Origin of the sequence: Haloferax gibbonsii ATCC 33959 (genome assembly GCF_000336775.1) — an archaeon.
Lineage (GTDB): Archaea > Halobacteriota > Halobacteria > Halobacteriales > Haloferacaceae > Haloferax > Haloferax gibbonsii.
Map to the genome: position 1 here is coordinate 1 of NZ_AOLJ01000014.1, position 25,712 is coordinate 25,712.

The window sequence follows — 25,712 nt, forward strand, 5'->3', positions numbered from 1 at the left end:
TCGATGTAGGGGAATGTCGTCCCCGAGTCCGGAAGGGCGAAACTAACACGAACGAAGTGTTGCGGTAGCCAAGCCTGGCCCAAGGCGCTGGGTTGCTAACTCAGTGGCGTCAAGCCCCCGGGGTTCGAATCCCCGCCGCAACGCTCACAACACGACTTCCAAAGTCATGAGTGCAGAAGAACCACAGGACGGCTCTCCGGAGGAGGAAGAGGACCTCCGTTACTTCATCCGAATTGGTCAGACCGACCTTGACGGAACGAAGACGGTAGAGCGCAGTCTGACGGACATGAAGGGTATCGGCAAGCGCACAGCGCGCATCATCGCCGACGCCGCGGAAGTGAACCGAACGGCGCTGTTCGGTAAGCTCCCCGAAGACGAGATCGACTCCGTTGTCGATGTCGTCGAGAACTTCGAGGACCACGCCCCCGAGTGGATGGCAAACCGACGGAAGGACTTCTTCTCCGGTGAGACCGACCACATCACGGGTTCGGACCTCGAAGAAAAGCGGCGGCATGATATCAACCGCATGAAGATGATCAGCTCCTACAAGGGCGTTCGACACCAGCGCGGCCAGAAGGTTCGCGGCCAGCGGACGAAGTCCACTGGACGTACCGAAGGCACCATCGGTGTCAACGTCGAGGAGATCAAGGAGGCGCAGGCTGAAGAATGACGACGGGTAACAACACCAAGTTCTACGAGACCCCGAACCACCCGTTCCAGGGCGAGCGTATCGCGCAGGAATCGGACCTCCTCTCTCGGTACGGTCTCAAGAACAAGGAAGAACTCTGGCGCGCGCAGTCCGAACTGCGCAACCTCCGCCGCGAGGCGCGACGCCTCCTCGGCGAGGCCCAGGGTGACGTCGAAGAGGCCGAGTCGCTCGGTGCCGAGTTCATGGCGCGCATGCGCCGCTACGGCATCCTCTCTGCGGAGGACGACATCTCCCAGACGCTGCGTCTCGACGTGACCGACATCCTCGAACGTCGGTTCCAGACGGTCGCCTACCGCAAGGGGCTCGCACAGACGCCCCAGCAGGCCCGTCAGTTCATCGTCCACGGTCACGTGGCCGTCGGCGGTGCTCGGACGACCGTCCCCTCCCGCAAGGTCGAGGTCGACGAAGAGGACACCGTGGCGTTCGACGAGACGTCGAAGCTCGCGGACGAACTGCACCCTGAGCGCGCGGAGGCCCAAGAATGAGCGAATCCGAAACCGGTGACAAGTGGGGCATCGCCCACGTTCACGCATCGTTCAACAACACGCTCATCACGGTGACTGACATCACGGGCGCCGAGACGATCGTCAAGTCGTCCGGCGGTTCCGTCGTCAAGCAGAACCGTGACGAGGCATCTCCGTACGCGGCCATGCAGATGGCAGAGAGCGTCGCCGACCAGATTAAGGCGGCCGGTATCGCCGGTCTGCACGTCCGCGTCCGCGGTCCCGGTGGCAACGGTAACAAGAGCCCCGGACCCGGCGCACAGGCAACGATTCGCGCCCTCGCTCGCGCCGGTCTCGAGATCGGTCGCATCGAGGACGTGACGCCGATTCCGCACGACGGAACTCGCGCGCCGAAAAACAGCCGACTCTAACACACCATGGTAAACGACTTCCAGGTCGAGTTCATCGAACGCGAAGACCGACGCGCCCGTTTCGTCGCGCGCGGTCTGACCCCGGCGCTAGCCAACGGCATTCGCCGGGCGATGGTCGCCGACGTGCCGACGTTCTCCATCGAAACCGTTCGGTTCGTGGAGAACACCTCGGTCATGTTCGACGAGATGATCGGGCTTCGTCTCGGTCTGGTTCCGTTGACCACGCCTCTCGACGACTTCGAGCCCGGTGACACCGTCACCGTCGCGCTCGAAGTCGACGGGCCGGCAACCGCCTACTCCGGGGACATCGAATCCGCGGACGACATGGTCGTCCCGGCGGACGAGAACATCCCCATCATCGAGCTGAAGGAGGGCCAGCGCCTCGAGTTCGAGGCCGACGCCGTCCTCGGCTACGGAAAGGACCACGCCAAGAACCAAGGCGGGGTCGCCGTCGGCTACCGACACCTCCAGCGCGTGGAGGTCGTCGGCGACGCCGGCGAGTTCGATGAACAGGAACCGAACATCCTCCGCGGCGTCATCGAAGAGGCCGCGGCGGAGCACGCCGAGGGGGACGCCGAAGACGGCGACCTCGTCGCGACGGAGACGTTCGGGAACGACCTGACGGAGCGGTACCCCGGTAAAGAGGTCGAAGTACACGACGTGCCCGGAGCGTTCGTCTTCAGTGTGGAGACGGACGGTTCGTTCGACGTCGACGAGCTCGTGACCCGCGCAGTCGCCTCCTTGGGTGACCGCGCGGCCGAGCTCGAAGAGAAGGTCGCACTGTAAGAATGAACACTGCCCCGTCTCAACACCGACGTTCGCCCGCCCCGCGAGGGGTCACGACCACCGATAGCGTGGCGTGTGACTCCCTCACGGCGGCGGGTCGGACCGAAGGNAATGAACACTGCCCCGTCTCAACACCGACGTTCGCCCGCCCCGCGAGGGGTCACGACCACCGATAGCGTGGCGTGTGACTCCCTCACGGCGGCGGGTCGGACCGAAGGTGTTTTTACGGGGCATGAAGTACAGCGGAATGCTTGCAGGGATAGCCAAGTCTGGCCAACGGCGCAGCGTTCAGGGCGCTGTCTCATAGGAGTCCGCAGGTTCAAATCCTGCTCCCTGCACTCCGCTTTCTCTCTGGAGGTAGACAATGAGTAAGACGAACCCGAGACTCAACAGTCTCATCGCCGAGCTGAAGGCGGTCTCGCGTGAGTCCGGTGCCAACGTCTGGCAGGATGTCGCGGACCGTCTCGAAAAGCCACGGCGCACCCACGCGGAAGTCAACCTTGGTCGTATCGAACGATACGCTCAGGAAGACGAGACCGTCGTCGTGCCCGGCAAGGTGCTGGGTAGCGGTGTGCTGCAGAAGAACGTCACAGTCGCGGCCGTGGACTTCTCGTCCACCGCTCGAAAGAAGATCGAGCAGGTCGGCGACACCGTGACGCTAGAACAACTCGCTGAACAGAACCCCGACGGGTCCAACGTACGGGTGATCCGATGAGCCTCGCAGAATTCGACGCAGACGTCGTTGTCGACGCTCGAAACTGCATCGTCGGCCGCGTCGCCTCGGAGGTCGCACAGCGCGCCCTCGCAGGGGAGACGGTCGCCGTCGTCAACGCTGAAGACGCCGTCATCACGGGCTCGGAACAGGACGTGATGGCCAAGTACAGAAAGCGCGTCGAAGTCGGTTCGGACCAGGGTCCGTACTACCCGAAGCGTCCCGACCGCATCTTCAAGCGTGCCATCCGCGGCATGCTTCCGTACAAGAAGCCCCGCGGCCGCGAGGCGCTCTCGAACGTCCGCGTCTACGTCGGCAATCCGTACGACGAAGACGGCGAGATGCTCGAAGACACCTCGCTGGACCGACTTTCGAACATCAAGTTCATCTCGCTCGGAGAGGTCTCCGAGAAGCTGGGTGCTAACGTCACATGGTAACGAACACGTCCGGTAAGAAGAAGACCGCAATCGCCCGCGCCACCGTGCGCGAGGGCGAAGGTCGAGTCCGAATCAACTCCCAGCCGGTCGAGCTGGTCGAGCCGGAGATGGCCCGCCTCAAGATGCTGGAACCGTTCCGCATCGCAGGCGAGGACCTCCGCTCGCAGGTCGACATCGACGTGCGCGTCAACGGCGGCGGCGTGGCCGGTCAGGCCGACGCAGTCCGCACCGCGCTCGCTCGTGGCCTGGTGCAGTACCTGAACGACGCGGAGCTTCGCGACGCGTACATGGAGTTCGACCGCTCGCTTCTGGTCAACGACGTCCGCCAGTCCGAACCCAAGAAGTGGGGCGGACCGGGCGCGCGCGCTCGTTACCAGAAGTCCTACCGCTGAGGTGATCTAACCATGATGATTCCCGTCCGGTGTTTCACCTGCGGCACAGTGATCGGCGAACACTGGGACGAGTTCAAAGCCCGTGCTCGCGAGGGAGACGAGGACCCCGCTGACGTCCTCGACGACCTCGGGGTCACCCGTGCTTGCTGCCGGCGGATGATGGTGTCGCACAAGGACCTCGTGGACGTCGTATCTCCCTACCAATGATGCAACGGTACAACCGATACGAGAAGGCACGCATCCTCGGCGCGCGAGCGCTGCAGGTCTCCTACGGTGCACCCGTACTCGTCGATTCGGAACAGACCGAACCGATATTAATCGCCGCTGAGGAGTACGACGCAGGTGTACTTCCGTTCACCGTCAAACGAGAGGGTAAGTGACAACATGACTCGAATCACATCCGTAGCTCTGCGCCGCGTGCTCGACTCCCGTGGAAACCCGACGGTCGAAGCCGACGTGCTCACCGAATCCGGTGGGTTCGGTCGCGCTGCGGCCCCGAGCGGGGCGTCCACCGGCGAGTACGAGGCAATCGAACTGCCGCCGACTGAAGCCATCGCCGCCGCGCGGCGACACGCCGTTCCCCGACTCGTGGACGAGGTCCACGCGGGCAACCAGCGTGAGGTCGACGCGACGCTCCGCGCCGCAGACGGCTCCGAGAACTTCTCGGAAATCGGCGCGAACAGTGCGGTCGCCATCTCGATGGCGGCCGCGAAGGCCGGTGCCGACGTGCTCGGTGCACCCCTGTACCAGCACCTCGGCGGCGCGTTCCGCGGCGACAACTTCCCGACGCCGCTCGGGAACGTCATCGGTGGCGGTGAACACGCCAAGGAAGCGACGAACATCCAGGAGTTCCTCGCCGCGCCCGTCGGCGCGCCGAGCGTCTCCGAAGCCGTCTTCGCCAACGCGAAGGTCCACGCCCGCGCGTCCGAGATTCTCGACGAGCGCGGCGTGCCCGCCGCGAAGGGCGACGAGGGTGCGTGGGCACCGCCGGTTTCGGACGCCGACGCGTTCGAAATCATGTCCGAAGCGGTCTCCGACGTCGAGGACGAACTCGGCTTCGAGATTCGCTTCGGCCTCGACATCGCGGCCTCGGAGATGTTCGAAGACGGCGTCTACCACTACGGTGACGAGACGAAGACGACCGACGAGCAGATCGACTACGTCGCCGAAATGGTCGACGAGTACGACCTCGTCTACGTCGAAGACCCCCTCGACGAGAACGACTACGAGGGCTTCGCGGAACTCACAGAGCGCGTGGGCGACCGCACGCTCATCTGCGGTGACGACCTGTTCGTCACCAACGTCGACCGTCTGCAGGACGGCATCGACGTGGGCGCCGCGAACTCCATCCTCATCAAGCCGAACCAGATCGGGACGCTGACCGACGCGTTCGACGCCGTCGAACTGGCCTCCCGAAACGGGATGGACGCCGTCATCTCTCACCGCTCCGGTGAGACGGAAGACGCGACCATCGCACACCTCGCCGTCGCAACCGACGCGCCGTTCATCAAGACTGGCACGGTGCAGGGCGAGCGAACCGCCAAACTGAACGAACTCATCCGCATCGCGGACGACGCAGTATGAGCGACAACGAAAACGACGCGGTGGAGGTCGCCGACGAGGAACCCGAGACGGAGACCGAAGCGGTCGCCGAGACGGAACCCGCCGAGGCCGCCACCGAAGACGAGACAGCAGAGACCGCCGAGGCGGCCGACGAAGCCGCCGAGGCCGAAGAAGCAGAGCCGGAACCGGCCTTCGACGAGGACGTTATGCCCGACGAAGACGCCGACCTGCTCATCCCGGTCGAGGACTACCTGGCCGCCGGTGTCCACATCGGTACCCAGCAGAAGACCAAGGACATGGTCCGGTTTATCCACCGTGTCCGCGACGACGGGCTCTACGTGCTCGACGTCAGCCAGACTGACTCGCGAATCCGCACCGCCGCGGACTTCCTCGCGAACTACAGTCCGGAGCAGATTCTGGTCACGTCCTCGCGCCAGTACGGTCGCTTCCCGGCCGAGAAGTTCGCCGACGCCGTCGGCGCTCGCGCCCGCACGGGTCGCTTCATCCCGGGAACCCTGACGAACCCCGACTACGCCGGCTACATCGAACCCGACGTGGTCGTCGTCACCGACCCGATCGGTGACGCGCAGGCCGTCAAGGAAGCCATCACGGTCGGCATCCCGGTCATCGCGATGTGCGACTCCAACAACCAGACGTCGAACGTCGACCTCGTCGTCCCGACGAACAACAAGGGTCGACGCGCGCTGTCGGTCGTCTACTGGCTCCTCGCCAACGAGACGCTCGACCGCCGCGGCTCCGACACGGTCTACGCCCTCGAAGACTTCGAGGCCGAACTGTAGTTCGGGACGACATTTCGATTCGACTTTTCTGACACCCGCCCGGTGAGCGGCGGCGCTGTCGTTCGGTTCGACGCAGTCACGACGCCGCCGACGCGCGTCGATTCGACGCCACGCGAGATCACAGACTCGCGTCCGCCGCAAACGGTTTTGTGCGTCGTTCCCATAGCTAACCACATGAGTAAACTCCTCCACCAGCTCACCGTGGGCGAACTCGCTGACCGGGTAGACGCGGGAGAATCGTTCACCGTGGTCGACACGCGACCGCCCGAGAGCTTCGAGTCGTGGCACATCGAGGGCTCGGTTAACGTTCCCTTCCACCCCGTCGACGGACTCGGCGGCGACTGGGATTGGGAGCGCGTCGACGACCTCGCCGAGGAAGGGCCGGTCGTCGCCATCTGCGGGAAGGGGCTGTCCTCTACGTCGTTCGGGTTCGAACTCGCGTCGCGGGGCTACGACGACGTGGAGGTCGTCAAAGGCGGCATGGAAGACTGGAGCAAGCTGTACGAGGTGGTCGAACTCGACACCGGCGACGACGACCTGTTCGTCGCGCAGGTCCAGCGGCGCGCGAAGGGCTGTCTCGGCTACGTCGTCGGCTCGCGGTCGGCCCGCGAGGCGGTCGTCGTGGACGCGACGCGGCAGGTCCACGAGTTCGAACTCGTCGCCGCCGACGCCGGCATGACGGTCTCGGGTGTGCTCGACACGCACGTCCACGCCGACCACGTCTCGGGCGGCCGGGCCCTCGCCGACCGACTCGGCGTGCCGTACTACCTCGGTTCGGAGGCGGCGGACCGCGACGTTGCATACGAGTTCACCGCGCTCGACGACGGCGAGACGCTGAGCGTCGGCGACTACGGTATCGAGGCGATTCACGCGCCGGGCCACACCTCGGACATGACGAACTACCTCGTCGACGGTCGGTTCCTCCTCACCGGCGACACGCTGTTCGTCGAGTCGGTCGGCCGGACGGAACTCCAGTTCGGCGACGCCGACGCGGCGACGGGCGCGGAACTCCTCTACGAGACGCTCCACGACACGCTGTTGTCGCTTCCCGACGAGACGCGCGTCCTCCCCGGGCACGTCTCGGTCGGGGCGGACGGGCGCTACGGCGTCGCCGCGCCGGGCGAACTCGTGAGCGCGACGCTCGGCGACCTGCGCGGGGAACTCGACTTGCTGTCGATGGACGAGCAGGCGTTCGTCGACCGGGTGGCCGGAGATACGCCGGAAAAGCCCGCGAACTACGAGCGCGTCATCGCCATCAACACCGGGCGGGCCTCGGTCGGCGACGAGGAGGAGGCGACCGAACTCGAACTCGGACCGAACAACTGCGCCGCCTGAGCCGACCGTCGGACCTCGACTCGCGATTCAGGGCGATTCGGGCCGATTCGGGCCGATTCAGGGGAGTTCCACCACGCCCAGTCGCCCCTCGAACAGGTCGTGGTCGAACCACGCCATGTGGCGGTCGCTGTAGCGAATCTCGGGGCCGAGCGACAGCGAGTTCCGCGCCCGGTCGAGGTCGGTGACGCCGACGAGAAACGCGCACGGTCCCTCGCCGACCGCGTCGATGCGCGCTTCGAGCGCGCCGCCGCCGGGTTCGCACAGGGCGAGCGGCGTGCCGGGGAGGACGGCGAACTCGGAGAACGGCCCGTTGATGTCGACCGGCGAAGGGTAGCGGTGCCGTCGGGCGAACAGCGCCGCGGTCGCTTCGCGGTTGCGGGTGGCGACGACGACGGTGTGGAGTCCGCGGACGGCGGCGTTTCGCGCGGCTTTCGGGACGCGGTAGCTCCGCGGGGTGCGGTCCCGGATGAAGAAGGGGAGCCGCTGGTCCGCGCCCTCGAAGCTCATGTCCCACTCGACGAGGCGGCCGTCCGGCCGAGCGCGGGAGGCCTCGTGCGGACCGTCGACGGGAAGGCCGGCGTCGATGGCGGCCTTGGCGGTGGCGGCGGCGTCGTCGGTCTCCAGACACCACGATGCGGGGCCGGCGTCGGCCGCGAGGTGGTCCGGCCAGAAGCCGGCGTCCGCCGCGTCGGTTCCGAGCGTCGGCGCGATGAGTTCGAGGTACGACCCGTCGGGGAACGGGACGACGGCCATGTGAGTCGTTCCGGTCCCGTGTTCGCCGCCGTAGGTCGGGGTGAGACCGACCTCGTTCGCGGCCGCCCGGAGTTCGTACAGCTCGGTACCACCGAACGCGACGTGGTCGATGGTTCGGTCCATACGCCCCCCACGTTCGACTCGGTATAGTGTTTAGGGGCGTCGTGTCTGCGAATTAGAGGGTTCGTTTCGCCCGACCGAAGCGTTTTGCGTCCGGCCCGCCACGATACAGTATGAACCTCTTTCGGAGCGTCAGAGCGGTCGCGGACGCTTCGGCGACCGGCTCCGGCACCATCGACTGGGACGCCGTCGCCGAGGCCGCGAAAGCCGCGACCGACCCCGGCTCGCTCGACCTCTCGGAGGCGGAGCGAGCGGGGTACGCCGCGGACGTTCGCGACGCGCGCGACCGCCTTTCGACCGTCGCCGAGGTGGAGTTCGACGTGCCCGAAGTCGTCGAAGTCCAGAACCGACACCACTGGATAGACGCGAACGTGGCGACGTTCCGCCGGGTGATGGTCCCGTTCGAGGAACACGGCCCCGCGCTCCTTCCCGGTGTCACCCGCGCCGTCAACACCGGCTCGTTCGCCTTCGTCCTCTCGTTCCTCGGGAACAACGTCCTCGGGCAGTACGACCCGCTGCTCCTCGCCGAGGGCGACGACGACCACGGCCTGTACTTCGTCCACCCGAACATCCGCCGGGTCGCCGACAGCCTCGACGTGGACTACCCGCGGTTCCGCCGCTGGATCGCCTTCCACGAGGTGTCCCACGCCGCGGAGTTCGGCGCGGCCCCGTGGCTCTCGACGCACCTCGAATCGCGGATGCAACGCGGCGTCGACGCGCTCGTCGAAGGCGACATCGACCGCGACGCGTTCCGCGAACTCGACACGGCGATGACCGCCGTCGAGGGCTACGCGGAACTGCTGATGGACCGGGCGTTCGACGACGACTACGAGGACCTCCGCCGGAAGCTCGACGAGCGACGACAGGGCGGCGGTCCCGTCGCGAAGCTCGCGCGGCGGCTCCTCGGACTCGGCCTCAAGCGCCGGCAGTACGAACGCGGCGCTCGCTTTTTCGAGCACGTCGCCGACGAACGCGGCGTCGCGGCCGCTTCGCGAGTGTGGGACCATCCGGAGAACTTACCGACCGACGCGGAATTGGACGCGCCCGAGCGATGGATCGCACGGGTATCGCCCTGAGGAGACTGCAACTCCATCACATGCGTACCCGACACCCGAACCGTGTCCGGGTCGCGCACGCACCTTGGGTAGGACGCCGCGTTGCACCGAAGGCCCAATTCCGGTGTCCCACAGCGTCTTCCGGTGAATAACCAGGTCATTGCCCCTGCCCTGGTTACCGGCGAGAAACTGTCCTCAGAGGACAGATATATACCCTGCGATTCAGTGCCACACGTTTAATCTGAAATATGTGTTTGTGTTCGAATTTCACAACAGACGATACGTCTAGCGTCGGTTCACCGCGGTGAACTCCTTGGCCCAGCGGCCCAGATACCACGTGAGGACCCCGCCGACGGCCACCCCGGCGAGGAGCGCGATTGCGCTCTGAACGAGCGTCGCTCCGGCTTGGACGGCGACGAGCCCGGCCGACACGCCGACCAACAGGACGAATCCGATTTTGATTCGGTTGTTGGCGAGCCGCGTCTCCTCGTCGCTCATGCTGGAACCGACCATCGTTCCTCCGAAATCGCGCCGTGGGGCGGTTTTCGCGACCGCCCGCGGAATCTATCGTCCATAGCAGTCCATTGGGTTGGGAGGGTTTGAAACCGGTGTCTCACTGGAACCCGCGGTCGACGCCGTCGGACTCGATGAGGTCGTCGAGGTCCGTGGACAGCAGTTCGTCGGCGTCGGCGAACTCGTCCGCGAGGTCGTCGAGGCGGTCGGGCCGGGCGTCGAACTCGTAGTCCATCGGGCCGAACGCCGGGCTTTCGAGCGCCTCCATCACGTCGGTGAAGAAGTCGTCGGCGGTGGTCGGCGCGTCGGCGTGGACTTTCACGGTCTCTTCGAGTCGCCGCGCCATCGATTCGGCCTGCGACTCGTCTTCGGGCGGTTGCTGGACGGCGAACCGGCCGGCGTCGTTCTCGCCGTCGTCGCCGCGCCGGCGCGGGAACAGCGGGTCGAGGTCGTCGTCGATGCGACGGGCGACGCGAGCGCCGACGCCGCGGACCTCGTAGGGGTTCTTCGCGTACGTCTTCAGTTGGTAGACACCGGCGTTCGGGTGGGCGAGAAAGAGGTCCTCACCGAGGCTCCGTCGCCGGGTGCCCGCGACGGCCCGCCACGCGTCGGGGTCGCGGCCGCGGCCGTCTTCGACGNCCTCCGAGAGGATGTCCTGCCAATCTCTGACGCGCATGGTTGGGCGTACCACGCGGGAGAGAAAGAGCGTGACGGTCGGGGAGAGTCGCGCACGCGAACCGCGCGGGACTCACACCCCACCGACGGCTATTTGGCCGCGCCTCACCGACGGTTCGGACGTGAACCTTCGCGGTCCGCTCGTCGAGGTCGGCGAGCCGCGTGACGTCGAAACGAAGTACGGCGAGCGGTCGCTGGCGGAGGTGACGCTCCGCCCCGAGCGCGGGACCGGAGACCCCGTGACCGTCACCCTCTGGGGGAAGTGGACCCACGCCGCCGAACACGCCGAACCGGGGATGGACCTGCTCGTCACCGACGCCGAGGAGTCCGAGTACCGCGGCGAGACGACCTATTCGACCGGCTCGGAGTCGTTCGTCGTCGTCGAACCCGACTTCCTCGTCGACGTGACCGACATCCGCTCGTGGGTGCAGTGCTCGCGGATGTACTACCTGAACAAGCTCTCGGGTATCCCGCTGAACTACCCGGTGGTGAAAGGGACCATCGTCCACGACGTGTTCGGCGACCTCCTCCGCGGCCGCGACCTCGACTCGTCCATCGACGAGCGCATCGACGAGCGCGGCCTCGAACTCGGCCTGCTCGGCCGCGAGGTCGACGAGGTCGCGGACGAGGTCCGCCGCAACGCCGCCGCCATCGAGGGCTGGCTCTCGCAGGGCGTCCTCACGGACGAAGACGAGTGGCGCTCCGAGTACACGCTCATCTCGCCGACGTTCGGCATCAAGGGCCGCGCCGACGCCCTCCGCCGAGGGTCGCCCGTCGAACTCAAGACCGGCAAGAACCTCAACCGCGACCCGCGGTTCCAGGACAAGATTCAGGCCGCCTCCTACGCGCTCATCCTCGAAGAGCGGGGCGTCCCGGTCGACACGGGGACGCTCCTCTACACGAAGAACACGACGCTCGACCGGACCGAGGAGTCCGGCGACCTCTCGCCGGCGAAGGACTTCTCCATCGGCCGCGGCCTCCTCGAGTTCGTCGTCCGCACCCGCAACGAAATCGCGGCGATGGAACACGACGCGTCGGTGCCGACCGGCTACGAGGTGAACTCGAAGTGCGAGTACTGCTTCGAGAAGGACACCTGCATGGTCGTCTCCGGCAGACTCGACCAGGAGTCGAAAGCCGGCGCAATCGGGAATCCGGTCCCCGAGGAGGAACGCGACTACTTCGACCGCTTCTACCGCGCCGTCGAGGAGGAGCGACGAGCGGTCCACAAGGAGTACCGCAAACTCTGGGACCAGAGCGCCGAGGAGCGCGCCGACGACGACCGGGCGCTCATCGGCCTCGAACCCATCGGTCAGACCGAGCGCCCCGACGGCACGTGGGAACTCCGGGCGAAGCAGACCGACGACGCGGTGTCGAAACTCCGCGCCGGCGACGTGGCGCTCGCCAGCGACGGCCACCCCGTCGAGGGGCACGCCGAACTCGCGCGCATCGTCGAACTCGGCGACGAAATCGTCGTCACGACCGACGAACCCGTCCCGCTCCGCCGCCTCGACGTGTACCCCTCCGAACTCACCGTCGACCGCCTGCTCACCGCGCTCCACGACGCGGTGCTCAAGGGCTCGCCCGACCGCAAGGACGTGCTGTTCGACCGCCGTGACCCCGACTTTTCGGACCGCTCTGCGGGCCGCACGTTCATCGACAACAACGACGCGCAGGACGACGCGGTCCGCCTCGCCGTCGACGCCGACGACCTCGCGCTCATCCACGGGCCGCCGGGGACGGGCAAGACCTACACCATCGCCCGGACCATCCGCGCGCTCGTCGAGGACGGCAACCGCGTCCTGCTTTCGGCCTTCACGAACCGCGCGGTCGACAACGCGCTGGAGGCCCTGCGCGACCAAGGATTCGAAGATATCGTCCGCGTCGGCACCGAATCCGGCGTCCGCGAGGACATGCAGGACGTTCGGCTCTCCCGGAGCGGCGACCCGAACGCGCTCGCCGCCGCTCTCCACGACGCGCCCGTCGTCGCCGCGACCACCGCCTCCTGCGGGTCGCGCGTGATGCGCGAGCAGTCGTTCGACGCGGCGCTCGTCGACGAGGCGTCGCAGATAACCGAACCGGGCACGCTCGCCGCCGTCAACCTCGCAGACCGGTTCGTCCTCGTCGGCGACCACAAACAGCTTCCGCCGGTCGTCCGCGCCGAAAACGACCTCCAGAAATCGCTGTTCCAGCGACTCATCGAGACGTACCCGGACGCCTCGGTCATGCTCGACCGCCAGTACCGCATGTCCCAGCGGATTCAGGCCTTCGCCTCCAAGGAGTTCTACGACGGCGCGCTCCGCCCGGCCACGGGCGCGGTCGCGTCTCAGCACCTCCGCGACCTCGCCGTCGACACCGCGGACCTCCCCGCGGAACTCGCGGACCAAGTCGCCTTCGTCGACCCCGACGGCCGGCGCGTCGGCAACACGAATCCCATCGAAGCCGACCGCGTGGCGGAGGTCGTCGCCGCCTACGAGGCCGCCGGCGTCGACGCCGACGACATCGGCGTCATCGCGCCGTTCCGGGCGCAGGTCGCAGAAATCTCCCGCAGAACCGACGCGACCGTCGACACGGTCGACCGGTTCCAGGGCTCCTCGAAGGAGGTCATCGTCGTCTCCTTCGTCGCCACCGGCGACTTGGACGGCCCGCTGTTCGAGGACCACCGCCGCATCAACGTCGCCCTGACGCGGGCGAAGAAGGCGCTGTGTCTCGTCGGCGACGCCGACGCGCTCGAATCCGACCCGTTCTACGACCGGATGCTCGCGTGGGCGCGCCGGTAGGTCGTCTCGGCGGCGCACCGACCGTCGGCCCGCCGCCCCGCCGACTCGCCGACCCGTCGCCCGTCAGTCCACGTCGATGCCGAGGTCCGCCTCGTCGTCGCCGATTTCGGCCTTGACGCGCTCGTGGAACTCCCGGAGCGCCGCGCTCTCGTCTTCGGCGAGGACCACGTCGCTCGCGGTCAGCGTGGCGAGGCCGAACGCCCGCGGCGTCGGCGACGAGACCTGGTGGCCGACCACGTCCACGTCGCCCGTTTGAATCGCCGCAACCGCGTCCTCGATGGCGGCGAGGTTGAGTTTGTCTTCGAGGATCTCACGGTAGGTCTCTTCTATCACGGCGAACTCGTCGAGGTCCTGTGCGAACGACAGCAGCATCTCCGAGGAGACCTGCTGTTGGGCGGCGGACTTCTCGTAGCCCTTGTAGCGCTTGAGAATCATGAGCGAGCGCGTCGCGTTGATGCGGAAGTAGCGCTTCAGGAGGTCGGTCCCGTCGAGGGCGGCCCGCAGGTCGGCTTCGACTTCCTCGGGTGTCAGGTCGCGGAGGACGCCCGCGAGGTCGACTTTGCGGTTGAGCGGCATCGAGAGCGAAAAGCCGTTGTCGGCGACGGCGACCTGCACGTTCGCGTTCGTCCGGCGGGCCGCGTGGTACGCGAGGAGCCGCGAGAGGCCGTCGTTGAACCGCCGGCCGTAGGTGCAGTGGACGTAGAAGTGCCGGCGGTAGGTGTCGCGGTCGAGTTCGGTCTCCACGACGAGTCTGTCCGGGGCCGCCACGCTCTCGGGGCCGGCGTACCTGACCTGCTCGTCGAACATCCGCGTGACGGCGCGGACGCTGTTCTCGTCGAGCGGGAACTCCCGGAGCCACGACCTGACGGCGGGCGCGCCGCCGGCGTCGAGTCGGTCCACGAGGTCGGCCTGGAACGCCGCGAGTTCGCGGCCGAGGTCGTACGAAAGCGGCAGGCGCTCGGAGAACCACGAGGGGACCGTCGGGCGCTGTGCGGTGCGGTCGACGTACACCTTCGACCCGCGGCGGTAGCGGTACGCGAAGTGGTCGCCGCCGAGGACGAACACGTCGCCTTTCTCCAGCGTGTCGAGGTAACCCTCGTCGAGCGTGCCGACCCACTGGTCGGCCCCGCGGACCAACACGTCGCAGGTAAACGAGTCCGGAATCGTGCCGATGTTGGTCATGTAGATGACGCGGGCCATCCGACCGCGCTTGCCGATGAGGTGCTCGCCGACGGGGTACTCCTCGTAGTGGTGTTCGCCGTCCGGCGGGTCGTTGGTGTCGCGCCAGATTTTCGCGTAGACGTTCTTGTCTTCGAGACCGTCGTAGTCGGCGGTGAGATAGCGGAACAGGCGCTCGAAGTCGTCGTCCGAGAAGTTCCGATACGGGTAGGCCCGCCGGAGCGTCTCCCGCAGTTCCGACTCGGGGCGAATCGCGTTGATGGCCATCCCGTACACCTGCTGGGCGGCCACGTCGAAGGCGTTCTCGGGGATGAACACCCGGTCGACGAAGCCAGACTCGGCCTTCGAGAGCATCACCGCGCACTCGACGAGTTCGTCCCTGTCGAGGGCGATGACGCGCCCTTCGACCGTCTGGCCGAGCTGGTGGCCCGCGCGGCCGACCCGCTGGAGGAGCGCGGCGACGGATTTGGGTGAGCCGACCTGCACCACGAGGTCGATGTGGGGCATGTCGATGCCGAGTTCGAGGCTCGTAGAAGTTGTGACGACGCGTAACTCGCCGGCTTTCAGCTTCGACTCTATCTCCTGTCTGCGCTCTTTCGAGAGGCTCCCGTGGTGACAGCCGGAGTTCGACTCGTCGATGTCGTCGAACCCCTCGCGGAGGTTGTGGAGGACGCGCTCCGCGCCCGACCGCGTGTTGGTGAACACGAGCGTGTTCGTGTGCGAGGCGACGAGGTCGTGCAGGCGGTCGTAAAACCGGCTCTGGACCTCGCTTCGGGGCGTCCGAATCAGGTCGTCGGTCGGACACTCCAGCTGCACGTCGAAGTCGCGGACGAACCGCGTGTCGACGAGTTCGTAGTCGCGGGGCTCGCCGTCCTCGCGGCCGACGAGGAACTCCGCGACCGTGTCGAGCGGTTCGACGGTGGCCGAACAGCCGATGCGCGTCGGCGACGACTCGGCGAGGTCCTCCAGCCGCTCTAACGACACCGACAGATGGGTGCCGCGTTTGTTCTCCGCGAGGCTGTGAATCTCGTCGACGACGACGTACTCGACGGTTCGGAGCTTCTCTTTGAACTTCGGCGAGTTGAGCAGAATCGCCAGCGTCTCGGGCGTCGTGTTGAGGATGTGCGGCGTCTCCGAGAGCATCTTCTGGCGGTCCGCCGAGGAGGTGTCGCCGTGGCGGATGGCGTGTCTGATGTCGACCGTCTCGCCGCGGTCGGCGGCGATGTCGGCGATGCCCTCTAACGGCTCGGTCAGGTTCCGGTGGATGTCGTTGGCGAGCGACTTCAGCGGCGAGACGTAGAGGCAGTACACCGAGTTGTCGAGGCCGTCGGGCGACTCGCGCTCCCGGCGGAACAGCTCGTTGATGATGGCCGTGAAGGAGGCGAGGGTCTTGCCCGACCCCGTCGGCGCGCAGATGAGGGCGTTGTCGCCGTCGTGGATGCGCGGGATGGCCCCGCGCTGGGGCGGGGNGGCGAGGGTCTTGCCCGACCCCGTCGGCGCGCAGATGAGGGCGTTGTCGCCGTCGTGGATGCGCGGGATGGCCCCGCGCTGGGGCGGGGTGAAAAAGCCGCCGTTGCCGGGGACGAACTCCCCGAACCGGTCGACCCACCACTCCTGGACGGCGGGATCCAACAGGTCGAGGACGTCCTCGTCGGCGACCGTCACCGACTCGGGGTCGAACTCGTAGTCGCCGCCTCTCGACGCGAGAAGCGAGCGGCCGCGCCGGGTCATTACCTCGGGGTTAGCCTGCGCGGGTATGAGGGTTGTGCCCGCGGCCGAGCCAGCGGGCGCAAGGACTAACGCCGCCGCCGTGGTATCTCGGCGCATGCGCGTCACGTTCCTCGGAACCGGTAGTGCGATGCCCGTCACCGGCCGCGCCCAGACCGGGCTCCTCCTCGAATCGGACAGCAACGCCCTCCTCGTGGACTGCGGGTCGGGCGTCCTCGCCCGACTCGCGGAGACGGAGGTCGGCTACGAGGGCGTCTCGTCTGTCCTCCTCACGCACCACCACCTCGACCACGTGTCGGACCTGATGGCGCTCGTGAAAGCCCGGTGGCTCGCCGGACAGGACCGACTCGAAATCGTCGGCCCCGAGGGAACCGAGGACCTCGTCGAGGGGCTGTTCGACGTTCACGACTACCTAAAGGGACGCCTCGACGTGCAGGTTCGGGAGGTCGGGCCGACCGAGTTCGGCGTCGCCGGCTTCGACGTGATGGGGTTCGAGGTCCGCCACTCGATGCCGACGCTCGCCTACCGCTTCAGCAACGAGCGGGGCGAGGCCGACTTCGTCTTCTCGGGGGACACAGAGGCGTTCTCCGCCCTCGGCGACTTCGCCGACGGCGCGAGCGTCCTCGCGCACGACTGCTCGTTCCCGGACGACGTGGACGTGTCGAACCATCCGACGCCGTCGCAGGTGGGCGAGGCGCTCGCCGGCTGGGACATCGATTCGGTCTACCTGACGCACCTCTACCCGCACGCCGACCGCGTCACCGACGACCTCCGAGCGAGCGTGAGCGAACGGTTCGACGGCGAGGTTCGGGTCGCAAAAGACGGCTTGGTCGTCGAACTCTGAGTTCGAGTCCGACTATTCTCCGCGGATGACGGTCCCGGGCGACTCGCCGGCGACGAACGCCGACAGCCCCTCGGGGCCGAAGACGTGCGCCGGCGCGCCGAGCGCGAGCAGTTTTCTGACCTTCGCGGCCATGCCGCCGGTCACGTCGGTCGACTCCGACCCGCCGAGCGCGTCGGCCGCGTCCGCGAACGCCGTAATCTCGGGAATCACGTCGCCGCCGGCGTCGAGGACGCCGGGGACGGTCGAACAGAGCCCGACGCGGTCCGCGCCGAGTCCGGACGCGAGCGACACCACGAGGTCGTCGCCGCTGACGATGGTCGCGCCCTTGCCCGCGTGCGCGATGACATCTCCGTGGAGGACCGGGACGAAGCCCTCGTCGAGCATCGTCTCGGTCGCCGTGAGGGGAAGCGACAGCGAGCCGTCGGCCTCGCGCGCGCCGGCCGAGAGCGGATGGACCGGCAGGGCCGAGACGCCGCGGCCCGCGAGGGCGTCGAGGACGGCGTCGTTGAGTCGTTTCATCGCGTCGTGGATGGCGCGCACGCCGCGGGCGTCGTGGCTTCCGGACTCCGAGGAGACGCCGTGTTCGGCGGCGTGGTGGTGGCCGAAGCTCCCGCCGCCGTGGACGACGACGACGCGGCCCGACTCGGCGAGGGTCGCGACCGCGTCCGCCGCGGCCGCCAGTCCCTCCTCGTCCACCGTCTCCGGTTCGTCCTTGTCGGTGACGACGCTCCCGCCGAGTTTGAGGACGACGAGGCTCACGCCGAGTTCCCTCCGTCTCCTTCGCGCTCGGGGTCCGTTTCTGCCTCTGCTTCCGCGTCCGCTTCGGGCGGGACCTCGACTCTGACGCCCTCGGTGGCGAGTTCGGCGCGGAAGGCGTCCTCGCAACCGGGGGTGAACCGGAGCGCGGTCTGGGTCTCGGGCGTCGGGTCGAGAGAGACGATACAGCCGCCGCCGCCCGCGCCGGTCAGTTTCGCGCCGTACGCGCCGGCCTCGCGGGCGGCCCACACCATCGAGTCGAGCGAGCGCGAGGAGACGCCGAGGGCTTCGAGCAGGCCGTGGTTGAAGTTCATGAAGCGGCCGAGTTCCGAGAGGAGCTCCTCGGGCGGTTCGTCGGCGTCGGGGTCCGACTCGGCCAGCAGTTCCTCGCCCCGGCGGACGATGTCGCCGACGGTCGAGACCGTGTCGGCGGCGAAGTCGTACTCCTCGCGGAGCGCGCGGACGCCGGAGACGAGCGCGCCGGTGTCGCCCGCACCGCCGTCGAAGCCGATGACGAACGGGAGGGGCGGCGCGTCGATGGTCCGGCAGTCGTCGCCCTCGACGCGGACGGCCCCGCCCATCGCGGAACAGAAGGTGTCGGCGCGGGAGGCCTGTCCGTCCTGGACCTCGTGTTCGGCGCGGTAGGCGCGTTCTGCGATTTCGCGGGGCGCGAGTTCGACGCCGAGTTCGCGGGTCGCGGCGTCGATGCCGGCGACGACGACCGCCGCGGAGGAGCCGAGGCCGGCCCCGAGCGGGATGTCGCTTTCGACGGTGATGTCGAAGCCGGCGTCGGGCGCGTCGGCGGCCTCGCGGGCCTGGTCGACCGCGGCGTCGATGTAACCCATCGCGGCCTCCACGAGCGGTGCCGGAACGTCCACGTCGGGCCGGTCGCCGGTCGAGCCGCGGTACTCGACGGTGAAGCCGTTGAGACTCAGGTCCTCGGCGCGGACGCGGACGTGGTCGTCGTCGCGAGCGGCGACGGTGACGGTCGCCCGGCGCTCGACCGCGCAGGGGACCGCCGGTTCGCCGTAGACGACTGCGTGCTCCCCGAACAGGTACACCTTGCCGGGAGCGCTCGAAACGGTCATACCCCGGAGTTGCTACGGGATTCGCTTAAGGGTATCCGACCGCGGCCGAACCCGGCGGTGATCGTCGGTGGGAACGGTCGCGGAAAAACGGCGTTCGGAGCCGCCGGCTCAGGCGTCGATTTCGACTTCGTCGCGCTCCTCGTCGTCGAGGTCGGCCAGTTCGTCGAGGTCGTCGCCGCCGCCGCGGATGTAGCGGACCGCCGCGGCGATGCCGACGAGGAGGACGAACCCGACGAGCAGCGCCATACCGGGGCCGCCGCTCGACTCGGATTCGTCGGTCTCGTCGGCGTCGAGCTCCGCGTCGTAGTCGTCGTACGATTCGTCCTCGGTTTCGAGTGCCGCCGCCTCGTCGCCGCCGCGCTTGGAGAGGAGCGGCGCGCTGTTGGTCGGGCTGAACTCGAAACCGTCGTGCAGGTGGACCTCGAAGAGGGTGAAGTCGGCCATACCCATCAGTACGCTCACAAGATGGATATGCCTTGTGGCGACGGGACGACGCGGGTCGCCGTGAGACACGACGACCTCGCCCCGCGGTGACGCCCGGTGGGGTGTGCTGGATTCGCTGTGTTCTTGTTCCGCCGCCCGCGAACCTCCCGTATGGACGACGACCGACGCGCCTTCCTCGAAGACCTGCTCACCACACCCAGTCCGTCCGGCTACGAGGTCGCCGGCCAGCGCGTGTGGGTGGACTACGTCTCGCAGTTCGCCGACGACGTGACGGTCGACGACTACGGCAACGCCGTCGCGGTCCACGAAGGAACCGGCGAGGGCCCCGAAATCGCCTTCACCGGCCACGCGGACCAAATCGGCTACATCGTCCGCGACATCGACGACGACGGATTCGTCCGTATCGGTCCCATCGGCGGCGCGGACCGCACCGTCTCGAAGGGCCAGCACGTGACGGTCCACGGCGACGGCGGCGACGTGGCCGGCGTCATCGGCCAGACCGCCATCCACCTCCGCGACGTGGGAAGCGAGGAGTACGACGACCTCGAAGAGCAGTTCGTCGACATCGGCGCGACGAGCAAGGGCGACGCGAAGGACCACGTCGAGGTCGGCGACCCAGTGACGGTCGAAGCGCGGGTCCGTGACCTCGCGGGCGACCGCGTCGCGGCCAACGGGATGGACAACCGCGTCGGCACCTGGTCGGCCGCGGAGGGCCTCCGCGCCGCCGTCGAGGCCGACGTGGACGCGACGGTGTACGCCGTCAGCACGGTTCAGGAGGAAGTCGGCGTGCAGGGCGCGAAGATGGTCGGCTACGACCTCGACCCCGACGCGATGGTCGCCGTCGACGTGACCCACGCGACGGACAACCCCGACGTGCCCGGCAAGCGCAAGGGCCCGGTCGAACTCGGCGAGGGGCCGGTCGTCTCCCGCGGGAGCGCGAACCACCCCAACGTCGTCTCGCTCGCCCGCGACGCGGCCGGGGACGCCGACATCGGCGTCCAACTGCAGGCCGCCGGCATCCGCACGGGAACCGACGCGGACGCCTTCTACACGAGTCGCTCCGGTATCCCCTCGCTCAACATCGGCATCCCGAACCGCTACATGCACACGCCCGTCGAAGTGGTCTCCACGAGCGACCTCGACGACGTGGCCGAACTGCTCGGGTCGATGGCCGCGCTCGCGGGCGACGTGGACTCGTTCGGCGTCGAACTGTAGGCGGGCGGACGGCGCCCCCGCGCTGTGCGTAGTTGTCGCACACGCCTCCGGGCGAAAGAAAACCGTTAAAAGTCGCCACACGGTGTTTCCACGTATGGCTGGAACTATCGAAGTACTCGTTCCCGGCGGGAAGGCGAACCCCGGTCCGCCGCTCGGCCCGGAACTCGGCCCGACCCCCGTCGACGTGCAGGACGTCGTCAACGACATCAACGAACAGACGGCTGCCTTCGACGGCATGGAAGTCCCCGTCACCGTCGAGTACGACGACGACGGCTCGTTCAGCATCGAGGTCGGCGTCCCGCCGACGGCCGCCCTCATCAAGGACGAGGTCGGATTCGACACCGGCAGCGGCGAACCCCAGAAGAACTTCGTCGCCGACATGTCCATCGCACAGCTGAAGAAGGTCGCAGAGCAGAAGTCCTCTGACCTGCTCTCGTACGACCTCAAGAACGCCTCGAAGGAAGTCGCCGGGACGTGCGCGTCCCTCGGCGTCACCATCGAGGGCGAAGACGCCCGCACGTTCAAGCAGCGTATCGACGGCGGCGACTTCGACAACCACTTCGACGACGAGTAATCGTCTCGGAACCGTCTCGGCGGTTCGAACCGCCCTTTCCGTCGGGCCGAGTCGACTCGGCCCGCTTTCTTCTCTCCACGGACCCGACTCGACCCGGAGCGACTCGACCGTCGACGACCGCACATCGCTCGCGTGCTCGCCAGTTCGCATGTGTGGCTGTGGCACGCGAAACCCCCGAATTCGGGGGTTTCGGCTCCCGTGGTTCGACGGACTTAAGTTGAGCCTACTCGTCCTGCCGGACGAGGCAGGCAGTAGCCTGTTTCACTGACCCGTAGGAGCAATCCTGCGTACTACGGAGGTGAATAATGGCAGACACAATAGTTGACGCAGTCTCTCGCGCACTCGACGAGGCACCCGGGCGGAACTTCCGCGAAACGGTTGACCTCGCCGTGAACTTGCGAGACTTAGATCTTAACGACCCGTCGAAGCGTGTCGACGAGAGCATCGTGCTCCCGTCTGGCACCGGCCAGGACACCCAGATTGTGGTGTTCGCGACCGGTGAAACCGCGCTCCGCGCAGAGGATGTCGCCGACGAAGTTCTCGGGCCCGACGAGCTCGAAGACTTCGGCGACGACACCGATGCGGCGAAAGACCTTGCCGACGAGACCGACTTCTTCGTTGCCGAGGCTGGACTGATGCAGGACATCGGTCGCTACCTCGGTACCGTGCTCGGTCCCCGTGGTAAGATGCCGACCCCGCTTCAGCCCGACGACGACGTCGTCGAGACGGTGAACCGGATGAAGAACACGGTGCAGCTCCGCTCGCGCGACCGTCGCACGTTCCACACGCGCGTCGGCGCAGACGACATGACGCCCGACGAAATCGCGGAGAACATCGACGTCATCGTCCGTCGTCTCGAGGCGACGCTCGAAAAGGGCCCGCTCAACATCGACTCCGTCTACGTGAAGACGACGATGGGGCCGTCCGTGGAGGTGCCCGCATGAGCGAGTCCGAGGTTCGGCAGACCGAGGTTATCCCGCAGTGGAAGCGTGAAGAGGTCGACGAGCTCGTCGACTTCATCGAATCCTACGAATCCGTCGGCGTCGTCGGCGTCGCGGGCATCCCGAGCCGCCAGCTCCAGGCCATGCGCCGCGAGCTTCACGGCTCGGCCGCGGTGCGCATGAGCCGTAACACGCTCGCGAACCGCGCGCTCGACGAAGTCGACGACGGCTTCGAGGAACTCAAGGAGTACATCGCCGGGCAGGTCGCCCTCATCGGCACGAACGACAACCCGTTCGCCCTGTACAAGGAGCTCGAGGCGTCGAAGACGCCCGCGCCCATCAACGCCGGTGAAGTCGCCCCGAACGACATCGTCATCCCCGAGGGTGACACCGGTGTCGACCCGGGTCCGTTCGTCGGCGAACTCCAGCAGGTCGGGGCGTCCGCCCGCATCATGGACGGCTCGATCAAGGTGACGGAAGACTCCAACGTCCTTTCCGCGGGCGAGGAAGTCTCCGAGGAACTCGCGAACGTCCTGGCGGAACTCGGCATCGAACCCAAGGAGGTCGGTCTCGACCTCCGCGGCGTCTTCTCCGAAGGCGTCCTGTTCGAGCCCGACGAACTCGCCATCGACGTGGACGAGTACCGCGCCGACATCCAGTCGGCCGTCTCCGCCGCGACGAACCTCTCTGTCAACGCGGTCTACCCGACCGCTCAGACCGCGCCGACGCTCATCGCCAAGGCGACGAGCGAGGCCAAGGCCGTCGGCCTGTTCGCCAACATCGAGAGCCCGGACTTCATGCCCGAGCTCATCTCGAAGGCGGACGCCCAGCTTCGGGCGCTCGCGGCGAACATCGACGACGAAGAGGCGCTTCCCGAGGAACTCCGCGGCGTGTCCGCGGCTGACACGGGTGCCGCCGAGGAAGAAGAATCGACTGACGAAGAAGCAGCGGACGCCGACGAGGCAGACGCCGACGCCGACGAAGACGCCGCCGAAGACGACGGCGACGACGACGAAGACGCTGGCGACGCCCTCGGCTCCCTGTTCTAACAACACACAAGGTACACAACAATGGAATACGTCTACGCTGCGCTCATCCTGAACGAGTCGGACGAAGAGGTCAACGAAGAGAACATCACCGCGGTCCTCGAGGCCGCCGGTGTCGATGTCGAGGAGTCCCGCGTCAAGGCGCTCGTCGCCGCGCTCGAGGACGTCGACATCGAAGAGGCCATCGAGACGGCCGCCGCTGCCCCCGCGCCCGCCGCGGGCGGTTCCGCCGGTGGCGAGGTCGAGGCCGCTGACGACGACGACGAGGAAGACGCCGAAGAAGAGGCCGCTGACGAAGGCGGCGACGACGACGACGACGACGAAGAAGCCGACGGCGAGGGCCTCGGCGCGCTCTTCGGCTAACTCCTGCGAGACTCAGCCGCATCCGCGGCGACGCTCGCTTCGAAACTCCGATTTCTTTCGACGCAACTCACCAGCGGCAGTTCCGGTCGCGTGTTCGCCGATTCGGACGCGGGCCGCGCCACCGTCAGCGCCGGTGCCGAGCGCGTAGCTTCATATCGAAAGCCGCGGCCACTCCGGCGCGATGTTCCTCACCGGCGGGGCAGTCGTCTCCCTGTTCGCTCGAGCGGCGGCGCTCGCGTCGCCCGTCGCGGCCGACCCGACGACCGCCGCCCTCCTCGGCGTGGTCGTCGGCGTCTTCCTCGGGACCTGTTCGGGCCTCATTCCCGGCCTCCACGCGAACGCGTTCGCTCTGCTCCTCGCCGGCGTCGCGTCCGAGTTCCCCGGCCCGCCGGTCGCCGTCGCGGCCGCCGTCCTCGCCGCGTCGACCGTCCACACCTTCCTCGACGTGGTGCCGGCGCTGACGCTCGGCGTGCCCGACGCCGCGCTCGCGCCGGGGGCGTTGCCGGCGCACAAACTCGTTCTCGGCGGGCGGGGACGCGAAGCGCTCAGGCTGTCGGCGCTCGGTAGCGGCGCGGCGCTCTGTCTGGCGGTGCCGGTCGCGGTGCCGCTCACCGAGGTACTGGTCGAGGGCTATCCCGTCGTCCGGGACCACCTGTGGGTGGTGCTCGCCGCCGTCGCCGCCGCGCTCGTCTGGACCGAACCGAGTCGGCGGGCCAAACTGGCGGCCTGCGTGACCATCGTCGCCTCGACGGGGCTGGGTCTCGCGGTTCTCGACCGGCCGTTCGGGGGACCGCTTCCGGTCGGTGGCGTGTTGGCCCCGCTCTTGGCCGGGCTGTTCGGTGTTCCGGTCCTCTTGGCGGCGCGACGCGGGGCCGGCGTCCCACCGCAGGGTGACGCCGCGCTCGCGACCTCGCCGCGTTCGGTCGCGCGGAGCGTCGCGGCGGGTGCCGGCGGCGGGGCGTTCGTCGGCTACCTCCCGGGCGTTTCCGCCGGAGTCGCCGGCACGCTCGCGCTCGCGGCGCTCCCCAGAACCGACCCAGACGAGTCGACCCGGGCCTACGTCACGGCGACGAGCGCCGCCACGACGGCGACGACGGTGTTCGCGCTGTTCGCCCTCGCCGGGTTGGGGACGCCCAGAACGGGCGCGCTCGTCGCACTCACGGAGGCGAAGCTCCCGACCGGCCTCGGCCTCGCGGTGCCGGTGACGGTCGTCTCGGGTCTCTGCGGGGCGGTGTTGGTGCCTGTCGTCGGCGACCGGGCGCTCGCGTTCGTCGGGAGACTCGACCAGCGCCGACTCGTCACCGCCGTCTGCGCCCTCCTCGTCGTTCTCTCGTGGGCGTTCGCTGGCGTCGGCGGCGTCGTCGTCCTCGCCGTCGCCGGGGCTGTCGGCCATCTCCCCGTTCGGTTCGGCTGTCGGCGCGTCCACCTGATGTGCGTCCTCATGGGGCCGCTGGTACTCGGGTGAGTCGTGTCCACGCGGGACACGGATTTCCCCCAGCAGAACCCGGAAAGACAACGGTTAAAAGTCGCGCGCCGGTTTATGAGCGTATGAGCGAGTCCGAACAGCGACACGCGCACCAGTGTGTGTCCTGTGGCATCAACATCGCCGGCATGAGCGCGGCGACGTTCAAGTGCCCCGACTGTGGCCAGGAGATTTCGCGTTGTTCCAAGTGCCGCAAGCAGAGCAACCTCTACGAGTGCCCCGACTGCGGATTCATGGGTCCATAATCATGGGAAAAGTAGCTGCTAAAATCAAGGTCATGCCGAACAGCCCCGAGCTCGACCTCGACAACCTCGAGGACGCGCTCGAAGACTCCCTGCCCGAGGGTGCGAAGATCAAGGGCTTCGAACGCGACGACGTCGCGTTCGGACTCGTCGCCCTCCTGCCGACGGTCATCGTCCCCGACGACGCCGGTGGCACCGAGGCCGTCGAAGAGGCGTTCATCGAAGTCGAAGGCGTCGAGAGCGTCTCCGTCGAGAACGTCGGCCGTATCTGAACTGACGACCGACCTTTTTCGAAGTCTCGTCCCCGG

General features: G+C 67.6%; 30 protein-coding genes and 2 tRNA genes. 25 read left to right on the forward strand and 7 right to left on the reverse strand.

Annotation, left to right across the window (positions count from 1 at the left end; genetic code table 11):
- The first annotated feature begins 58 nt into the window (after positions 1 to 58).
- The 14 genes from C454_RS08360 (at position 59) to C454_RS08425 (ending at position 7,608) form a co-directional block, all read left to right on the forward strand.
- A tRNA-Ser gene (locus tag C454_RS08360) sits at positions 59 to 143 on the forward strand.
- 23 nt (positions 144 to 166) lie between these two features.
- Positions 167 to 670, forward strand: a complete 504-nt coding sequence (locus C454_RS08365) for a 30S ribosomal protein S13 (RefSeq protein ID WP_004969358.1) — start codon at positions 167 to 169, stop codon at positions 668 to 670.
- The gene (locus C454_RS08370; RefSeq protein WP_004974516.1) at positions 667 to 1,194 is read left to right on the forward strand and encodes a 30S ribosomal protein S4; all 528 of its coding nucleotides are present in this window, start codon (positions 667 to 669) and stop codon (positions 1,192 to 1,194) included. The genes C454_RS08365 and C454_RS08370 overlap by 4 nt, the downstream gene beginning before the upstream one ends.
- Positions 1,191 to 1,583, forward strand: a complete 393-nt coding sequence (locus C454_RS08375; protein ID WP_004043027.1) for a 30S ribosomal protein S11 — start codon at positions 1,191 to 1,193, stop codon at positions 1,581 to 1,583. The genes C454_RS08370 and C454_RS08375 overlap by 4 nt, the downstream gene beginning before the upstream one ends.
- Positions 1,584 to 1,589: 6 nt before the next feature.
- Positions 1,590 to 2,369 (forward strand): DNA-directed RNA polymerase subunit D, encoded by a 780-nt coding sequence (locus C454_RS08380; RefSeq protein ID WP_004974519.1) that lies wholly within the window; start codon positions 1,590 to 1,592, stop codon positions 2,367 to 2,369.
- A 253-nt stretch (positions 2,370 to 2,622) separates the two neighbouring features.
- A tRNA-Leu gene (locus C454_RS08385) sits at positions 2,623 to 2,707 on the forward strand.
- Between the two features lie 26 nt (positions 2,708 to 2,733).
- Complete coding sequence (locus C454_RS08390; protein WP_004043025.1) at positions 2,734 to 3,084, forward strand: 50S ribosomal protein L18e; 351 nt, start codon at positions 2,734 to 2,736, stop codon at positions 3,082 to 3,084.
- A complete protein-coding gene (locus C454_RS08395) occupies positions 3,081 to 3,518 on the forward strand; it encodes a 50S ribosomal protein L13 (RefSeq protein WP_004974520.1) in 438 nt (145 codons plus the stop codon). The genes C454_RS08390 and C454_RS08395 overlap by 4 nt, the downstream gene beginning before the upstream one ends.
- Positions 3,512 to 3,910 carry a 30S ribosomal protein S9 gene (locus C454_RS08400; protein ID WP_004043023.1) on the forward strand — a complete coding sequence of 133 codons (399 nt, stop codon included), beginning with the start codon at positions 3,512 to 3,514 and terminating at the stop codon, positions 3,908 to 3,910. Before C454_RS08395 ends, C454_RS08400 begins: the two co-directional genes overlap by 7 nt.
- A 12-nt stretch (positions 3,911 to 3,922) precedes the next feature.
- Entirely contained in the window at positions 3,923 to 4,117 is a 195-nt protein-coding gene (locus C454_RS08405; protein WP_004061330.1) for a DNA-directed RNA polymerase subunit N, read from the forward strand.
- Positions 4,114 to 4,290 carry a DNA-directed RNA polymerase subunit K gene (locus C454_RS08410; protein ID WP_004043021.1) on the forward strand — a complete coding sequence of 59 codons (177 nt, stop codon included), beginning with the start codon at positions 4,114 to 4,116 and terminating at the stop codon, positions 4,288 to 4,290. Before C454_RS08405 ends, C454_RS08410 begins: the two co-directional genes overlap by 4 nt.
- A 4-nt stretch (positions 4,291 to 4,294) precedes the next feature.
- On the forward strand, positions 4,295 to 5,494 hold the full coding sequence (gene eno / locus C454_RS08415; RefSeq protein WP_004974537.1) for a phosphopyruvate hydratase: 1,200 nt from the start codon (positions 4,295 to 4,297) through the stop codon (positions 5,492 to 5,494).
- A complete protein-coding gene (gene rpsB / locus C454_RS08420; protein WP_004974538.1) occupies positions 5,491 to 6,273 on the forward strand; it encodes a 30S ribosomal protein S2 in 783 nt (260 codons plus the stop codon). The genes eno and rpsB overlap by 4 nt, the downstream gene beginning before the upstream one ends.
- Before the next feature lie 174 nt (positions 6,274 to 6,447).
- Entirely contained in the window at positions 6,448 to 7,608 is a 1,161-nt protein-coding gene (locus tag C454_RS08425) for an MBL fold metallo-hydrolase (RefSeq protein ID WP_049905051.1), read from the forward strand.
- A gap of 57 nt (positions 7,609 to 7,665) precedes the next feature.
- Here the strand turns inward: C454_RS08425 and C454_RS08430 are convergent, their stop codons facing one another.
- A complete protein-coding gene (locus C454_RS08430; protein ID WP_004974542.1) occupies positions 7,666 to 8,484 on the reverse strand; it encodes a VOC family protein in 819 nt (272 codons plus the stop codon).
- 110 nt (positions 8,485 to 8,594) lie between these two features.
- On the opposite strand from C454_RS08430, the gene C454_RS08435 reads away from it, so the two are divergent.
- Complete coding sequence (locus tag C454_RS08435) at positions 8,595 to 9,557, forward strand: zinc-dependent metalloprotease (RefSeq protein ID WP_004974543.1); 963 nt, start codon at positions 8,595 to 8,597, stop codon at positions 9,555 to 9,557.
- A gap of 264 nt (positions 9,558 to 9,821) precedes the next feature.
- Here C454_RS08435 and C454_RS08440 read toward each other — a convergent pair whose 3' ends face one another.
- Both C454_RS08440 and C454_RS08445 read right to left on the reverse strand, forming a co-directional pair.
- Positions 9,822 to 10,049 carry a hypothetical protein gene (locus C454_RS08440; RefSeq protein WP_004974550.1) on the reverse strand — a complete coding sequence of 76 codons (228 nt, stop codon included), beginning with the start codon at positions 10,047 to 10,049 and terminating at the stop codon, positions 9,822 to 9,824.
- Positions 10,050 to 10,149: 100 nt separating this feature from the next.
- Positions 10,150 to 10,725, reverse strand: coding sequence for a hypothetical protein (locus C454_RS08445; protein WP_004974552.1), 576 nt, complete (start codon positions 10,723 to 10,725; stop codon positions 10,150 to 10,152).
- Positions 10,726 to 10,846: 121 nt separating this feature from the next.
- On the opposite strand from C454_RS08445, the gene C454_RS08450 reads away from it, so the two are divergent.
- Positions 10,847 to 13,501 (forward strand): AAA domain-containing protein, encoded by a 2,655-nt coding sequence (locus C454_RS08450; RefSeq protein ID WP_004974555.1) that lies wholly within the window; start codon positions 10,847 to 10,849, stop codon positions 13,499 to 13,501.
- A gap of 63 nt (positions 13,502 to 13,564) precedes the next feature.
- On the opposite strand, the gene C454_RS08455 is transcribed toward C454_RS08450, so the two are convergent.
- Positions 13,565 to 16,411 carry an ATP-dependent helicase gene (locus C454_RS08455; protein ID WP_004974556.1) on the reverse strand — a complete coding sequence of 949 codons (2,847 nt, stop codon included), beginning with the start codon at positions 16,409 to 16,411 and terminating at the stop codon, positions 13,565 to 13,567.
- A gap of 94 nt (positions 16,412 to 16,505) precedes the next feature.
- Between C454_RS08455 and C454_RS08460 the strand changes: the two genes are divergently transcribed.
- A complete protein-coding gene (locus C454_RS08460; protein ID WP_004974559.1) occupies positions 16,506 to 17,252 on the forward strand; it encodes an MBL fold metallo-hydrolase in 747 nt (248 codons plus the stop codon).
- 12 nt (positions 17,253 to 17,264) lie between these two features.
- Here the strand turns inward: C454_RS08460 and C454_RS08465 are convergent, their stop codons facing one another.
- The 3 genes from C454_RS08465 to C454_RS08475 all read right to left on the reverse strand — a co-directional run bounded on the left by C454_RS08465 (position 17,265) and on the right by C454_RS08475 (position 19,540).
- Positions 17,265 to 18,011, reverse strand: coding sequence for an isopentenyl phosphate kinase (locus C454_RS08465; protein WP_004974562.1), 747 nt, complete (start codon positions 18,009 to 18,011; stop codon positions 17,265 to 17,267).
- Positions 18,008 to 19,096, reverse strand: coding sequence for a mevalonate kinase (gene mvk, locus C454_RS08470; protein ID WP_004974564.1), 1,089 nt, complete (start codon positions 19,094 to 19,096; stop codon positions 18,008 to 18,010). Before mvk ends, C454_RS08465 begins: the two co-directional genes overlap by 4 nt.
- Before the next feature lie 108 nt (positions 19,097 to 19,204).
- Positions 19,205 to 19,540: a hypothetical protein gene (locus tag C454_RS08475; RefSeq protein ID WP_004974567.1), complete on the reverse strand. Its 336-nt coding sequence runs from the start codon at positions 19,538 to 19,540 to the stop codon at positions 19,205 to 19,207.
- Between the two features lie 150 nt (positions 19,541 to 19,690).
- On the opposite strand from C454_RS08475, the gene C454_RS08480 reads away from it, so the two are divergent.
- From C454_RS08480 to C454_RS08515, 8 genes are all read left to right on the forward strand, one after another.
- Positions 19,691 to 20,755 (forward strand): zinc-binding metallopeptidase family protein, encoded by a 1,065-nt coding sequence (locus C454_RS08480; protein WP_004974569.1) that lies wholly within the window; start codon positions 19,691 to 19,693, stop codon positions 20,753 to 20,755.
- Positions 20,756 to 20,849: 94 nt separating this feature from the next.
- Positions 20,850 to 21,329, forward strand: coding sequence for a 50S ribosomal protein L11 (locus C454_RS08485; RefSeq protein ID WP_004974570.1), 480 nt, complete (start codon positions 20,850 to 20,852; stop codon positions 21,327 to 21,329).
- 305 nt (positions 21,330 to 21,634) lie between these two features.
- Complete coding sequence (locus tag C454_RS08490; RefSeq protein WP_004969375.1) at positions 21,635 to 22,273, forward strand: 50S ribosomal protein L1; 639 nt, start codon at positions 21,635 to 21,637, stop codon at positions 22,271 to 22,273.
- The gene (locus C454_RS08495; protein WP_004974571.1) at positions 22,270 to 23,319 is read left to right on the forward strand and encodes a 50S ribosomal protein L10; all 1,050 of its coding nucleotides are present in this window, start codon (positions 22,270 to 22,272) and stop codon (positions 23,317 to 23,319) included. Before C454_RS08490 ends, C454_RS08495 begins: the two co-directional genes overlap by 4 nt.
- A 21-nt stretch (positions 23,320 to 23,340) precedes the next feature.
- Positions 23,341 to 23,679, forward strand: a complete 339-nt coding sequence (rpl12p, locus tag C454_RS08500) for a 50S ribosomal protein P1 (RefSeq protein WP_004974573.1) — start codon at positions 23,341 to 23,343, stop codon at positions 23,677 to 23,679.
- 181 nt (positions 23,680 to 23,860) lie between these two features.
- Positions 23,861 to 25,144 (forward strand): tripartite tricarboxylate transporter permease, encoded by a 1,284-nt coding sequence (locus C454_RS08505; RefSeq protein WP_004974575.1) that lies wholly within the window; start codon positions 23,861 to 23,863, stop codon positions 25,142 to 25,144.
- Positions 25,145 to 25,227: 83 nt separating this feature from the next.
- Positions 25,228 to 25,407: an HVO_2753 family zinc finger protein gene (locus C454_RS08510; RefSeq protein ID WP_004042997.1), complete on the forward strand. Its 180-nt coding sequence runs from the start codon at positions 25,228 to 25,230 to the stop codon at positions 25,405 to 25,407.
- 2 nt (positions 25,408 to 25,409) lie between these two features.
- Positions 25,410 to 25,676: an elongation factor 1-beta gene (locus C454_RS08515; protein WP_004969379.1), complete on the forward strand. Its 267-nt coding sequence runs from the start codon at positions 25,410 to 25,412 to the stop codon at positions 25,674 to 25,676.
- The last annotated feature ends 36 nt before the right edge of the window (positions 25,677 to 25,712 follow it).

What these genes read in the sequence shown, in the direction of transcription:
- C454_RS08460 (WP_004974559.1), top strand. Translation starts at nt 16,506, where the DNA reads ATGCGCGTCACGTTCCTCGGAACCGGTAGTGCGATGCCCGTCACCGGC.
- C454_RS08480 (WP_004974569.1), top strand. Translation starts at nt 19,691, where the DNA reads ATGGACGACGACCGACGCGCCTTCCTCGAAGACCTGCTCACCACACCC.
- C454_RS08405 (WP_004061330.1), top strand. Translation starts at nt 3,923, where the DNA reads ATGATGATTCCCGTCCGGTGTTTCACCTGCGGCACAGTGATCGGCGAA.
- eno (WP_004974537.1), top strand. Translation starts at nt 4,295, where the DNA reads ATGACTCGAATCACATCCGTAGCTCTGCGCCGCGTGCTCGACTCCCGT.
- rpsB (WP_004974538.1), top strand. Translation starts at nt 5,491, where the DNA reads ATGAGCGACAACGAAAACGACGCGGTGGAGGTCGCCGACGAGGAACCC.
- C454_RS08380 (WP_004974519.1), top strand. Translation starts at nt 1,590, where the DNA reads ATGGTAAACGACTTCCAGGTCGAGTTCATCGAACGCGAAGACCGACGC.
- C454_RS08395 (WP_004974520.1), top strand. Translation starts at nt 3,081, where the DNA reads ATGAGCCTCGCAGAATTCGACGCAGACGTCGTTGTCGACGCTCGAAAC.
- C454_RS08370 (WP_004974516.1), top strand. Translation starts at nt 667, where the DNA reads ATGACGACGGGTAACAACACCAAGTTCTACGAGACCCCGAACCACCCG.
- C454_RS08400 (WP_004043023.1), top strand. Translation starts at nt 3,512, where the DNA reads ATGGTAACGAACACGTCCGGTAAGAAGAAGACCGCAATCGCCCGCGCC.
- C454_RS08510 (WP_004042997.1), top strand. Translation starts at nt 25,228, where the DNA reads ATGAGCGAGTCCGAACAGCGACACGCGCACCAGTGTGTGTCCTGTGGC.
- C454_RS08365 (WP_004969358.1), top strand. Translation starts at nt 167, where the DNA reads ATGAGTGCAGAAGAACCACAGGACGGCTCTCCGGAGGAGGAAGAGGAC.
- rpl12p (WP_004974573.1), top strand. Translation starts at nt 23,341, where the DNA reads ATGGAATACGTCTACGCTGCGCTCATCCTGAACGAGTCGGACGAAGAG.
- C454_RS08440 (WP_004974550.1), bottom strand. Translation starts at nt 10,049, where the DNA reads ATGGTCGGTTCCAGCATGAGCGACGAGGAGACGCGGCTCGCCAACAAC.
- C454_RS08435 (WP_004974543.1), top strand. Translation starts at nt 8,595, where the DNA reads ATGAACCTCTTTCGGAGCGTCAGAGCGGTCGCGGACGCTTCGGCGACC.
- C454_RS08425 (WP_049905051.1), top strand. Translation starts at nt 6,448, where the DNA reads ATGAGTAAACTCCTCCACCAGCTCACCGTGGGCGAACTCGCTGACCGG.
- C454_RS08430 (WP_004974542.1), bottom strand. Translation starts at nt 8,484, where the DNA reads ATGGACCGAACCATCGACCACGTCGCGTTCGGTGGTACCGAGCTGTAC.
- mvk (WP_004974564.1), bottom strand. Translation starts at nt 19,096, where the DNA reads ATGACCGTTTCGAGCGCTCCCGGCAAGGTGTACCTGTTCGGGGAGCAC.
- C454_RS08375 (WP_004043027.1), top strand. Translation starts at nt 1,191, where the DNA reads ATGAGCGAATCCGAAACCGGTGACAAGTGGGGCATCGCCCACGTTCAC.
- C454_RS08410 (WP_004043021.1), top strand. Translation starts at nt 4,114, where the DNA reads ATGATGCAACGGTACAACCGATACGAGAAGGCACGCATCCTCGGCGCG.
- C454_RS08495 (WP_004974571.1), top strand. Translation starts at nt 22,270, where the DNA reads ATGAGCGAGTCCGAGGTTCGGCAGACCGAGGTTATCCCGCAGTGGAAG.
- C454_RS08475 (WP_004974567.1), bottom strand. Translation starts at nt 19,540, where the DNA reads ATGGCCGACTTCACCCTCTTCGAGGTCCACCTGCACGACGGTTTCGAG.
- C454_RS08490 (WP_004969375.1), top strand. Translation starts at nt 21,635, where the DNA reads ATGGCAGACACAATAGTTGACGCAGTCTCTCGCGCACTCGACGAGGCA.
- C454_RS08515 (WP_004969379.1), top strand. Translation starts at nt 25,410, where the DNA reads ATGGGAAAAGTAGCTGCTAAAATCAAGGTCATGCCGAACAGCCCCGAG.
- C454_RS08390 (WP_004043025.1), top strand. Translation starts at nt 2,734, where the DNA reads ATGAGTAAGACGAACCCGAGACTCAACAGTCTCATCGCCGAGCTGAAG.
- C454_RS08505 (WP_004974575.1), top strand. Translation starts at nt 23,861, where the DNA reads ATGTTCCTCACCGGCGGGGCAGTCGTCTCCCTGTTCGCTCGAGCGGCG.
- C454_RS08485 (WP_004974570.1), top strand. Translation starts at nt 20,850, where the DNA reads ATGGCTGGAACTATCGAAGTACTCGTTCCCGGCGGGAAGGCGAACCCC.